Origin of the sequence: Paenibacillus sp. RS8 (genome assembly GCF_041956825.1) — a bacterium.
Classification (GTDB): Bacteria; Bacillota; Bacilli; order Paenibacillales; family Paenibacillaceae; genus Paenibacillus_AQ.
Genome location: NZ_CP168131.1, coordinates 5,412,597 through 5,425,196, shown reverse-complemented (window position 1 = coordinate 5,425,196; position 12,600 = coordinate 5,412,597). Strand labels below are relative to the sequence as shown.

General features: G+C 45.1%; 11 protein-coding genes. All 11 read left to right on the top strand.

Annotation, left to right across the window (positions count from 1 at the left end):
- Nucleotides 1-14: 14 nt before the first annotated feature.
- Entirely contained in the window at nucleotides 15-2,003 is a 1,989-nt protein-coding gene (gene mutL, locus ACDZ28_RS25640; RefSeq protein ID WP_339286826.1) for a DNA mismatch repair endonuclease MutL, read from the top strand.
- 74 nt (nucleotides 2,004-2,077) lie between these two features.
- Nucleotides 2,078-2,857, top strand: a complete 780-nt coding sequence (locus tag ACDZ28_RS25635) for a class I SAM-dependent methyltransferase (RefSeq protein WP_375103106.1) — start codon at nucleotides 2,078-2,080, stop codon at nucleotides 2,855-2,857.
- A complete protein-coding gene (gene miaA / locus ACDZ28_RS25630; RefSeq protein WP_375103105.1) occupies nucleotides 2,847-3,827 on the top strand; it encodes a tRNA (adenosine(37)-N6)-dimethylallyltransferase MiaA in 981 nt (326 codons plus the stop codon). The genes ACDZ28_RS25635 and miaA overlap by 11 nt, the downstream gene beginning before the upstream one ends.
- Before the next feature lie 19 nt (nucleotides 3,828-3,846).
- Nucleotides 3,847-4,086: an RNA chaperone Hfq gene (hfq, locus tag ACDZ28_RS25625; protein ID WP_042128368.1), complete on the top strand. Its 240-nt coding sequence runs from the start codon at nucleotides 3,847-3,849 to the stop codon at nucleotides 4,084-4,086.
- Between the two features lie 139 nt (nucleotides 4,087-4,225).
- On the top strand, nucleotides 4,226-6,802 hold the full coding sequence (locus ACDZ28_RS25620) for a transglycosylase domain-containing protein (protein ID WP_042128367.1): 2,577 nt from the start codon (nucleotides 4,226-4,228) through the stop codon (nucleotides 6,800-6,802).
- 288 nt (nucleotides 6,803-7,090) lie between these two features.
- Nucleotides 7,091-7,645 carry a DUF402 domain-containing protein gene (locus tag ACDZ28_RS25615; RefSeq protein WP_042128364.1) on the top strand — a complete coding sequence of 185 codons (555 nt, stop codon included), beginning with the start codon at nucleotides 7,091-7,093 and terminating at the stop codon, nucleotides 7,643-7,645.
- A 4-nt stretch (nucleotides 7,646-7,649) separates the two neighbouring features.
- The gene (locus tag ACDZ28_RS25610) at nucleotides 7,650-8,306 is read left to right on the top strand and encodes a YdcF family protein (RefSeq protein WP_341113287.1); all 657 of its coding nucleotides are present in this window, start codon (nucleotides 7,650-7,652) and stop codon (nucleotides 8,304-8,306) included.
- A gap of 93 nt (nucleotides 8,307-8,399) precedes the next feature.
- Nucleotides 8,400-9,365 (top strand): AAA family ATPase, encoded by a 966-nt coding sequence (locus ACDZ28_RS25605; protein WP_042128361.1) that lies wholly within the window; start codon nucleotides 8,400-8,402, stop codon nucleotides 9,363-9,365.
- 40 nt (nucleotides 9,366-9,405) lie between these two features.
- A complete protein-coding gene (hflX, locus tag ACDZ28_RS25600) occupies nucleotides 9,406-10,692 on the top strand; it encodes a GTPase HflX (protein ID WP_375103104.1) in 1,287 nt (428 codons plus the stop codon).
- A 136-nt stretch (nucleotides 10,693-10,828) separates the two neighbouring features.
- Nucleotides 10,829-12,082: an aminotransferase class I/II-fold pyridoxal phosphate-dependent enzyme gene (locus ACDZ28_RS25595; protein WP_375103103.1), complete on the top strand. Its 1,254-nt coding sequence runs from the start codon at nucleotides 10,829-10,831 to the stop codon at nucleotides 12,080-12,082.
- An 83-nt stretch (nucleotides 12,083-12,165) separates the two neighbouring features.
- Complete coding sequence (locus ACDZ28_RS25590; RefSeq protein WP_042128355.1) at nucleotides 12,166-12,576, top strand: MerR family transcriptional regulator; 411 nt, start codon at nucleotides 12,166-12,168, stop codon at nucleotides 12,574-12,576.
- The last annotated feature ends 24 nt before the right edge of the window (nucleotides 12,577-12,600 follow it).

Here is a 12,600-nt window from a genome sequence, read left to right as displayed (position 1 = left end):
AGAGGTGAATGAAATTGGCCAAAATTCATATATTGGACGAGCATATTGCCAACCAGATTGCTGCGGGTGAAGTTGTAGAGCGGCCAGCTTCTGTTGTGAAGGAGTTGGTTGAGAATGCTATTGACGCAGGAAGTACAAGAATTGAGGTTTCGGTTGAAGAAGGCGGCTTACAGAGCATTCGAGTAAAAGATAACGGCTCAGGGATCGAGCCAGAGGATTGCGAGACCGCTTTTTATCGCCATGCTACAAGTAAAATCGCTAATGGGCGAGATTTATTCCAGATTACTAGCTTAGGGTTCCGTGGGGAGGCACTTCCCAGTATTGCGGCGGTATCCAAAGTCTCTCTTCTCACGGCTACTGCCGATGACGGCAAAGGACGCTTGATCGATATTGAGGGTGGTAATTTAATTCGGAATGAAGATTCCCCTTCGGGTCGTGGGAGCGATCTAGCGGTGCGTGAATTATTTTTTAATACGCCGGCAAGGCTGAAATATATGAAGAGTATCCAGACGGAGCTTGGTCATATATCGGATGCCATGTATCGAATGGCGCTAGCGCATCCGGGGATTTCTTTTACCTTGCATCATAATGGCAATCAGCTGCTGCACACGCTTGGTAACGGTGATCTGCTGCAAGTGATCGCAGCAGTATACGGGACTTCCGCAGCCAAGGCTATGCTGCCGATTACGGCAGAGGACTTGGATTATCGTATTTCCGGTTATATAAGCCGTCCGGAGTGGACACGATCAAATCGGAATGCAGTGACTACCATTGTTGGAGGACGTTATATTCGCAGCAATGGTCTGAACGCGGCGATCATGCGTGCTTATCATACTTTGCTTCCGATAAACCGTTATCCGCTGCTGGTGCTTGAACTGGACATGCATCCTTCACTTGTGGATGTCAATGTTCATCCGGCTAAGCTAGAGGTTCGATTTAGTAAAGAGAACGAGCTTTACTCATTTGTTGAACAAGAAATCCGTAAAGTATTGCTGGGGCAAAGTTTAATACCGCGTCCTGGTAAAGAAACCATCGGACCAAAGGGCAGTAGTTCCTTTATACAGGAACAGTTTGCTTTTTCCAAAGGAACAGTTCCGCCACCGCCATCGGTTGACGGAGGCAAGGATTCAGTTCCTCAGGGAGCTGGTAGTTCCTTCAGTAGACAACAAACATCAAACGTTGAGCTTAACGCCCGTGAGTTCAGGCAGGAGGGGCTGACTGATCATCCGATGACTCGTGAAGCGGCTCCATCTTATGGGTCGGGTTATCAGCCTACCTCTTTACAAGGACGTCAAAATAATGTGAGCAATAACTATACGAATAGTTATCACCCACAACAAACTGCTTCATCACAGAAGCAACTGCCTTCTGTTGAAAAGCTGTGGGCTCCTCCGCAGCAGCAGGAAGAACCAGGACTCCCTGCCTTCCCGGAATTAAATTATATCGGGCAGCATCATGGAACTTATATTATCGCTCAGAATGACGGTGGGCTGTATCTCATTGATCAACATGCGGCTCACGAACGAATAAATTACGAATTTTTTTATGAGAAGTTCGGACGACCTGAAGATGCTTCTCAGGATTTACTTTTGCCGATTACACTAGAGTTTACCCCTTCGGAAAGTCGTCAACTTAGTGAACGTCTGCATTGGTTTCAGCAGGCCGGAGTGTACCTTGAGCATTTTGGGGGACAGACATTTTTAATTCGATCCTTGCCTTATTGGTTTCCTGAAGGCGAGGAAAAAGCGATCGTTGAAGAAATGGCGGAGTGGGTCTTGAGTGAACGCTTGATTGACCTTGCGAAGCTGCGTGAGAAATCATCAATACTCTGTTCATGTAAAGCTTCTATCAAGGCTAACCAGAAACTAACAGAACAGGAAGTCGAGGCATTGTTGTCTCGTCTGGCAGCTTGTAAGCAACCGTATACCTGCCCGCATGGGCGGCCGATTGTAATTTCTTTTTCATCCTATGATTTAGAGAAATTGTTTAAACGGGTGATGTGATTGTAAGTCTCCTTTTAGAATGTTTTTAAGATGAACTTATATAGAAATTTGTTGTAAGTATGACTGGAGGCAACATGATTATAACTACGGGTTATAGCCCGATAATGGAAATTGTAGAGCGAGCTCAGAATCTCGCAGAGAGAACGGGCTGTAATTACGCTCCACGGGAGAAATTCTCCATACCCAAGCTGGTGGAAAAGTACGGAGATGAGGATATTCTAATTCTTTCTCAAGAAGCTGTTCGTTTACACCGATTAGGGATGGAGCCGATGGAGTTTCACCCGAGCATGGGGTTCGTTCGCGCGAAACGGATTCTGAAGGGTGATATTGAACCGATGATTGTCGCCGCTCGAATGCTTCCCGGAGATAGTGTATTAGACTGCACAGCCGGCCTAGGCGCTGATTCCTTGCTGTTTGCTGTACATGGTGGTGAGTCCTCTGTAGTTACCGCTCTGGAGAGCTCATTGCCGCTGTACGCACTGCTCTATGAAGGAATGCGTCACTATACCTCTGGGCAAGTATTGGTGAATGAGGCGTTACGTAGAATTAATGTCGTGCATAGTGAGCATTTGGACTACTTACGAGCTCAACCGGATCGAAGTATTGATATAGTTTACTTCGATCCGATGTTCCGGGTGCCACTTACGGGTTCTGCTTCGATTTCTCCGCTGCGGCAGTTTGCTAATCAAGCTGCTTTATCTCTGGAGAGTGTAGCTGAGGCAGTGAGAGTCGCTCGTAAAACGGTTCTTTTGAAAGAGAAAGCTTTAAGCGGCGAATTCGAACGTCTTGGTTTTACAGAGCTGCTTCGGAGCAACTCTAAAACATCGTACGGGGTGATACACATTGACAACTAAAGAGAGACATAAGGTTCTAGTCTTATTAGGACCAACAGCCGTAGGTAAAACCAGGTTAAGTCTGGAGCTAGCGGCCGCCTATAATGCAGAGATCATTTCTGGCGATTCGATGCAGGTTTATCGTGGTATGGATATTGGTACAGCTAAGATCACTCCAGCTGAAATGATGGGAATTCCCCACCACCTAATCGATATTCATGATCCACAGGACCCATATTCTGCAGCTGAATTTCAGGAGCAAGGCAGCAGACTGATCGAGGAGATAAGCAGCCGTGGGAAACTTCCATTTATTGTAGGGGGGACGGGTCTATATATTGAATCCTTGTGTTACGGATTTCAATTCTCTGAAGCTGTAGCTGATGAAGCGTTTCGAAAAGAACAAGATCAATTCGCAGAAGTGCATGGAGCGCTTGCACTGCATGCCAAACTTGAAGCGGTTGATCCGGTCAGTGCGGCGAAACTGCATCCAAATGACCGTCGAAGAATCATACGGGCACTGGAAATTCATCACCAGACAAACACCACTCTGTCCGCTTCACATGCCGCTCAAAAGAAGGAGTCACCCTATGACTTATGCCTTATCGGTTTGACAATGGACCGGAAAATACTATATAAACGTATTGAGGACCGAATTGATAGCATGCTTGCGGATGGTCTTGTTGCTGAGGTAAAAGGACTGCTGGATAACGGTTACAGCAGAAGCCTTGTGTCCATGCAGGGGTTGGGCTACAAGGAAATTGCCGCTTACCTCGCAGGAGAACTGACGCTAGAGGAAGCTGTGGTACTGCTTAAACGCGATACTCGCCGATTCGCCAAAAGACAGTTGTCATGGTTTCGCCACATGAAGGAAATCGAGTGGATCGATGTCGAAGGTGAGCAAAACTTTTCTGAGAATTTCTCAAAAATACGTGCTATAATAGCAGGAAAGTTTCTCTCAGGTCTTGAATATACTTCTGAACAATATAATTGAACCATTGGGGGTACGTCATATGAACAAGTCCATTAACATCCAAGATACATTCTTGAACCAACTACGCAAAGAAAATATCCCTGCTACAGTATATCTGACCAACGGTTTTCAAATCCGGGGAATTATTAAAGCTTTCGACAATTTTACAATCGTTATTGATAGTGATGGGCGCCAGCAAATGGTGTATAAGCATGCGATATCCACATTTACACCACAACGCAGTGTGTCACTCATGCAGGACAATAGTAACGAAGAATAACATTTATCAAATTTGAAGTGAAACCTTTCTTGTTTATAAATCGTTTGAATAGAGAGTGCGAGAGCAACCTGAGAAGGTTGTTCTTTTCATTCAGAGCAGTCCATACATGATTTATCAAGGAAGGGAGTCAGGAGGCATCATGTCTAGAGATGATTCATCAAGGACGAATAACAATAGAAATAGAGGATCGTCCAGTTCCAATTCTAATTCAAAATCAAAACCGAAAAGTAAAAAGAAAAAGAAATTTTTAACGAAGAAGCGTGTGCTGTGGAGCTTGTTCTTTGCTACAGCGTTGGCTATTTTCTGTGCACTGGGCGGTTATCTGTTCATTATGCTGAATGGTCAAAAACTTCTTCTTGAGAACCAAGATAAGCTAACCGTTAATGAAACTACAAAAGTATATGACCGCAATGCTAATTTAATCGGTGAATTATCGCTTGAGAAAAGTGATCCTGTAGAGTATGAGAAGATCCCTCCGTTATTGATCAATGCCTTTGTGGCTACAGAAGATAAACGCTTCTTTGAGCATTCTGGTGTGGATTTATGGTCTATCGGCCGGGCAGCGGTAAAAGATATTGCTGCACGCAGCATGGTAGAAGGCGGTAGTACCATTACTCAGCAGCTAGCCAAAAACATCTTTTTGACACGGGATAAGACATTTTTCCGTAAAGCGACTGAGGTATCCATTGCTGTAGCGTTGGAGAACCAGAAATCTAAAGAAGAGATCATTACCATGTACCTGAACCGAATAAACTTTGGGGGTACGATCTACGGAATTAAAGCGGCATCGGAAAGATATTTTGGCAAGAGCGATCTGAATGAGCTTAAGGTTTGGGAAATTGCGACATTGGCTGCGATGCCTAAGGGACCGTCTCGTTACAACCCATTGCGCAACCCAGAGCTTTCAAAGGAAAGACGAGCAGTAGTGCTTCAGCTCATGTATGAACAAGGATATATTACGGAGCAAGAAAGAGACGAAGCACAAGCCGTGGATTATAATTATAAGCCGCCTGAAAAGAAACAGCGTTACCAAGCTTTTATTGATTTCGCAGTGGAAGAAGCGGAAGAGAAGTTTGGCTTGTCTGAAGATGATCTGAATATTGGTGGTTACAAGATCTACACCACGATGGATAAGCACGCTCAAGAAACCGTAGAGGATGCTTTTGCAGACAGTGATAACTTCGAGAAAAGTGTAGACGACGAGCTGGTGCAAGGTTCTATGACCATCGTCAATCAGGAGAATGGTGGCATCGTCGCACTTCTAGGTGGACGGAATTATGAGAAAAAAGGTTACAGCCGTGTAACGGGCAGCCGACGTTCTCCAGGTTCAGCTTTTAAACCAATCGTTTCTTATGCTCCAGCACTGGAAACTGGAAAATACAACATGAATTCTACGCTTAGCAACGAGAAGCAGTGTTTCGCGAACTATTGCCCAACTAACCTTCACGGGTATTCTAAGAGTATCAGCATGAGTGATGCTATACAGAAATCAGAGAATATTCCTTCGGTCTGGTTGCTTAATGAAATTGGAGTGAATACCGGATTTAAATTCGCCAAGAAATTAGGGATTGGACTGGAAGATGAGGACAAGAACCTCTCACTGGCTCTCGGAGGTATGAGCAAAGGAACGAATACACTGGAAATGGCACAAGCCTACAGTGCTTTTGCAAATGGCGGTGAACTACGAGAATCCTATTCGATTAAATCGATCACTGATAGCAGCGGAGAGACTGTCTTCAAAGCCAATACAACTCCTGAACGTGTAATGAGTAAGGAGACGGCTTATCAAATGACCGAGATGATGCAAAAGGTTGTTGAGAGTGGTACAGGTAGAAAAGCAAGGATTGACCGTCCTGTTGCTGGTAAGACCGGTACAACTCAAAGTGGATATTCTGGAATCAGCTCGAACCGTGACGTATGGTTCGTAGGATACACACCAGAATGGACAGCAGCTGTGTGGATGGGTTATGACAAGCCAAGTAAGAAGCATCTGCTTAAGAATAGCAGTGGGCTTGCCGCAGCATTCTGGGGCAAGGTGATGGAGGAAGCGTTAAGGGATGTTCCTAAGAAGTCTTTCCCACAGCTAGATAATGAAATTGCTCCTGAGCCTACCGAAACACCAGAACCCGCTCAGAATGTTAGTGGTCTTACAGCAGCCTATGATCCATCTACGATGACAGTAAACCTGGGCTGGAAGGCAGTTCCTGTTGCAGGTGTGGAATATCGTATATATCGTAGAGAGACCTCTGAGGCAGATTTTGGCTTATTGTTAAATACGGTCACGACTAGTGCAGGAGATTTTAGTGCAATGCCTGGGCTGGTTTACGAGTACTATGTTACTTCTTATGATCCTGCGACCCAATTGGAAAGTGAACCATCAAATGTGGTTACTGTCTCTGTGCAGGATGAGATGCCAACACCTGAGCCGACTATTGATCCTAATCTTCCGACACCAACACCTGAAGATGGTGGGGACAATGGCTGGGATAATGGTAATGGTGGAAATAATGGTGGTGACAACAATGGAGGCGGGAATAATGGTGGAACAGGTACCTTACCTGAAATCACTACGCCTCCACCTTCAGCAACACCGATACCTACCGCGCCACCGGATGTACCTTCTGGAGGCGGAACCTCAGGGAATGACAGCGGTAATGCAACGACGAGCCCTGATCAAGAGGTTGGCCATTTGAATGGAGATTCTTCTGTTCAATAAACACCTTAGAATTTATGAAGTTAAGCTATTCTTTACCCGAAGCTGTCTCAAAAGTAGTGAATGCTACTAATGAGACAGCTTCTTTTATTTGAGCAGGATTAATATGTTCCTTGAAGAAGATGGTTCTCGAAACGACTGTTGTTCAACCATTTCAGCTACATTACTAATTACAACTCCTTAATTTGCGAATTGTATTGTGATAATAATTGGTTGTATTTTACGGGATGTTTTGAGTGTATCCGCTAAATGTGTTAAGCTGAAGACACCATACTGGAGAGGGTAATTTCTATGAAACGTAAATTCGGAGACCGGGCCAACTGGCGCCGGATTACGCGTCGCCATTTTGCCTGCCGCTATGTGGAGAGCCGGGAATTCAGCGGATATATTACGCTTTATACCATCTACGGGCTGAAAGAACCACTGTGGAAGAGCTATGGACGGCATACATATCGTATTGCGGATAAAGGTTATTCCTGGCTGCAATATTTCCCCAAAGACAGTCACTATATTGTGACGGCTATGTTCGACGAACGGCAAAATATCATTCAATGGTACATAGACACCTGCAAGGTTCAGGGCGTCACAGACCAAGGCGTTCCATGGTTTGATGATTTGTATCTGGATGTGGTTGTGCTTTGGAACGGCGAGGTTTTCTTGCTTGATGAGGATGAATTAGAGGAAGCGCTGGAGAGGGAAGATATTTCCGAGAGTGATTATAAACTCGCCTGGGAGACAGCCAATACTATTTTACGCGGCATCGATGCTCATGCTTTCCCTTATTTCTCACTATCTTTGAAGCATCGTGCCGAATTATTTCATCATGGAGAATTCAGGAGGAAATAAAGAAATGGAATGGTACGTCTACGGAAGAGGGTCTTCCCCGATTCGGATTGTTTCCAAAAAACGCAGATTCTGGTCGAAACGAACGTTGCTTATCGCTTTATCGATTATTGTGATTGCTGGATTGTTGTGGTGTGCTTATGCGTTAAACAATATTAATAAAGCTGCCACGACAGATCCTATGCAAAAGGCGGAAGTTGGGATCATTCTTGGCATGTCGATGTGGGGGGATGAGCCAAGCCCTGGACTCAAGGAAAGACTGGATTACGGACTGAAGCTTTATGAAGAAGGGATGTTCCCGCATCTTATTGTTTCTGGTGGTTTAGATAAACCTGATTTACAATATACCGAAGCTCAAGGAATGCGTAATTATTTGGTTGCTAAAGGCGTGCCGGATAGCGCCATTTTTGTAGAGAATGAAGCTACCAGCACTTACGAGAATCTTTTGTATAGTAAAGAGATTATGGCGCGTGAGAGCTTGTCTTCAGCGATAATCATTACGCATACCTATCATGGGTGGCGGGCTCATGAAATTGCTGACGAGCTTGGATATGTGAATCCTGAGCTGGGACTTACAGAATCCACCGTACTTTCGATGACAAGACATAAAACACGTGAGATTCTAGCCTATACGAAATGGAAGCTTCAGCAGCTATTCCTGTGATTTGTCCAAAAAATCCCGAATCTTCTAATAACACTTCATTTGATGGAATAGACTTGATAAGAGAAGTCAGCCCTGGATAATGAGGTGATACCGATGAGCGGACGCGTAGCAGCGGCCAGTGGACGGGAGGAAGAAAGACCGTCTCGACAAATCAACATTGTATTGCGGAGTCAAGAGCCTCCGGCTATAACTCACCCTACTGGAGAGAGTCGGCCACTGCCTCCAAAAAATCACGGCCACACTAGCTTATTCCAAGAGTTAACACAAGAATTGGAAGGTTTAGTGGGTCTGGACAATATCAAAGAGCTAGTCTTTGAAATCTACGCTTTATTACAGATTGCACAAATGCGTGCTGAGGCAGGACTTGCAAGCGGTGGGCAAGCATATCACATGGTTTTTAAAGGGAATCCCGGAACGGGTAAAACAACAGTAGCTAGGATCGTAGCCAAGCTGTTCCAACGTATGGGAGTGCTGACCAAAGGACATCTCATTGAGGTGGAGAGAGCTGATCTTGTCGGCGAATACATTGGTCATACTGCACAGAAGACTCGTGATCTGGTGAAAAAGGCTTTGGGCGGCATTTTGTTTATTGATGAGGCTTATAGTCTTGCTCGTGGCGGGGAAAAGGATTTTGGAAAAGAAGCGATTGATACGTTGGTCAAGGCCATGGAGGATCATCGCAGTCAATTTATACTTATCTTAGCGGGGTACTCTGGGGAGATGGAGTATTTTTTGATGAGTAATCCTGGATTGCCTTCACGGTTTCCAATACAGGTAGAATTTCCTGATTATACGATCGACCAACTGTTGCAGATTGCTGAACTAATGGCAAAGGATCGCGACTATATTTTGATGCCACAGGCGATACTCAAGTTAAAGCAGCATTTGTTAGTAGAGAAGACGGAGAGTCTTCATGCTTTCAGTAATGCGAGGTATGTTCGCAACGCCATTGAAAAAGCTGTTCGGGGTCAGGCTGTAAGACTGCTTAACCAGTATGAAAGTACCAGCCCAGGCAAGCAGGAATTAATGACGCTTCGAACTGAAGATTTTAAATTATGATTTACAGGATACTATCACCGTCATAAGGAGCATGACATACATGGCAATAACTACGCATGATACGGAAACAGATGTACAAGATCGAGCGATATTGGTAAGTCTCGTCACAGATAAAATTAAAAGAACAGGAATTGATCCAGAGCTTTCTCTGCAGGAATTAGTGCAATTAGCTGAAACGGCAGGTGTTGAAGTTCTGGATGTGCTGCGTCAAAATAAGGAAACGCCTGATTCAAGATGGTTTATTGGTAAAGGTAAAGTAGAAGAGCTACGGATGGCTGCTGATGCTCTCGGAGCAAATACAGCTATCTTTGATCAAGAATTGTCCGGAGCCCAAGTACGGAACCTTGAGGAGGCTCTGGATCTTAAGATTATTGACCGGACGCAGCTTATTCTGGATATTTTTGCGGGGCGTGCGAAGACGCGAGAAGGGATTATTCAGGTTGAGCTGGCACAATTGTCCTATCTGTTACCCCGGCTTGCTGGCCAAGGCAAGAACTTATCTAGACTAGGTGGCGGGATTGGGACCAGAGGTCCGGGTGAAAGTAAGCTGGAAACCGATCGCCGGCATATTCGTGATCGGATTACGGAGCTGAAGCGTCAGCTTGATGAGGTCGTTAAGACTCGGGAGCTACATCGGGAGCGTCGCCGCAAGGCGGGAGCGGTGCAAGTCGCACTTGTTGGGTATACGAATGCAGGGAAATCAACGCTGCTTAAGCAACTTACCGATGCGGATGTCTATATTGAAAACCAGTTGTTTGCCACACTAGACCCTACTTCACGTGTGCTTGAACTAGCAGGCGGTAAAGAGGTTGTGCTTACGGATACTGTAGGCTTCATTCAGAATCTTCCGCATGATCTAGTCGCTTCTTTCCGTGCAACGCTGGAGGAAGTCAATGAGGCCAATTTGGTGCTGCATGTGGTGGATGCCTCTTCACCAATGCGTGAGGAGCAGATGGAGGTTGTTCAAACCATTTTGCAGGACTTAGGTGCAGCTAGTACTCCTCAAATCGTACTTTTTAATAAAATCGATCTGTGTCAGCCTGAACAACTGGAAATGTTGCCAACAGGTACAGGGTACTTGAAGATCAGTGCATTTAATCCTGAAGATTTAACTCGGATTACCGAAATGATCGCCGATGAACTGGCTGGCGACACACTCAACTTCCGTATTCCCGGAGACCGAGGTGACATTTCTTCCTTGCTCTATAGGGTAGGTGAAGTTCTGGAAACGACTTATGACGAGAACGATGTGCTCTATAACGTTCGTCTCAACAAAGAGGATTATGACAAATGGGGTTATATGCTTGCTGATTTTGTGGACCAGTAGTAATCTTGTCAGTTATTCCTAAAGTGGAAATGCTGCGTATATAGGTATAAAATAATAGCTAATCTAGAAAGCGTCAGTTAACTGCCGCTTTCTGTCATTATGATGGCAAGTAAATGTAAGGAGCGAATAAGAACGAATGGTAGTTTTTGCAGAGGATATTTTGAGCGCGGCAGAGGCCGCAGAAGTTGAAATAGAAGGCGCTGTCAAAGCCCTTGATCGTATTGTAGATAAGAATCAGTGGAAGGTTATAGAAGCGTTCCAGCGTCATCAAGTCAGTGATTTTCACTTTGCCGGTTCAACGGGGTATGCGTATAATGACCGTGGCCGTGAAGTGTTGGATCTTGTCTATGCTGACGTTTTTGGTGCGGAATCTGCTCTGGTACGCCCGCATTTCGCTTCAGGAACACATACGATATCAACAGCTCTATTTGGTGTGCTACGCCCAGGAGATGAGCTGCTGTATATCACAGGTCGTCCGTATGATACCCTACATAAGGTAATTGGACATGCCGGCGATGGGACAGGCTCTCTCGCAGATTTTGGGATCACTTATCGAGAGGTTGCTCTGACGGCAGAAGGAAAGATTGATTGGGATGAGGTAGCACTCTCTATTAACGAAAATACTAAAGTGATTGGAATCCAAAGGTCACGAGGGTATGATTGGCGTGCTTCTTTCACTGTAGCTGAAATTGGTGAGATGACTTCAAAGGTAAAGTTGATGAAACCGGAAGTTATTGTATTCGTAGACAATTGCTATGGTGAGTTTACCGAAGAGCTTGAGCCACCACAGGTTGGTGTAGATCTGGTAGCAGGTTCGTTAATTAAGAACCCAGGTGGCGGTATTGCTGAGACCGGCGGTTATATCTGTGGTCGACAGGATCTTGTGGAATTGGCAGCTTATCGACTAACCGCTCCTGGTATCGGTGGTGAGGTAGGGGCTATGTTAGGAACAACTCGTGGCCTTTACCAAGGATTGTTTATGGCTCCGCACACTGTAGGGCAAGCACTAAAAGGGAGCATTTTTGCTGCATCAGTATTTCAGCGCTGCGGGTTTGAGACGAAGCCAGCGTGGAATGAGCCTCGGACAGATTTAATTCAGGCGGTTTCCTTTGATGGTCCAGAACACTTAATTGCCTTTGTTCAGGGCATTCAGCGCGCTGCGGCTGTAGACAGCCATGTGGTACCAGAGCCTTGGGATATGCCAGGTTATGAACATCCTGTTATTATGGCGGCAGGTACGTTTATTCAAGGTGGAAGCTTGGAGTTATCTGCAGATGCACCTATACGTGCTCCTTTTATTGGGTACATGCAGGGTGGATTAACTTATTCACATGTGAAATATGGCGTTTTGATGGCGCTCCAAAGTATGCGTGAAAGAAAATTGCTGTAAGAATATCTCACACACCATTGACACGCTGTATTAGGAAATGTACAATGAGATCAGAAAAAGATCATTGGAAGGTTGGATGAGTCATGGGTGATGAAATCCGCAGAAATATGGCACTATTTCCTATTGGAATTGTAATGAAGCTGACCGATCTGTCTGCAAGACAAATTCGTTATTATGAGCAGCACAGTCTGATCGTACCAGCACGTACGTCGGGGAATCAGCGGTTGTTCTCTTTTAATGATGTTGAGCGCCTATTAGAAATTAAAGCACTGATAGAGAAGGGTGTTAATATTGCTGGCATTAAGCAAGTGATGAATCCTGTCTCTAAGGAATCCGAGGAAGCAACTGTTATTACTCCTGATACAGAGGTTAGACGTAGAGAGCTATCCGATTCCCAGTTACACCGAATGCTGAAGCAAGAACTAGTTTCCGGTAAAAGACCGGGACAAGTGTCTTTGATTCAAGGTGAGTTATCCCGGTTTTTTAATAAATAATAATATATAGAAGTTTGAAAGGGA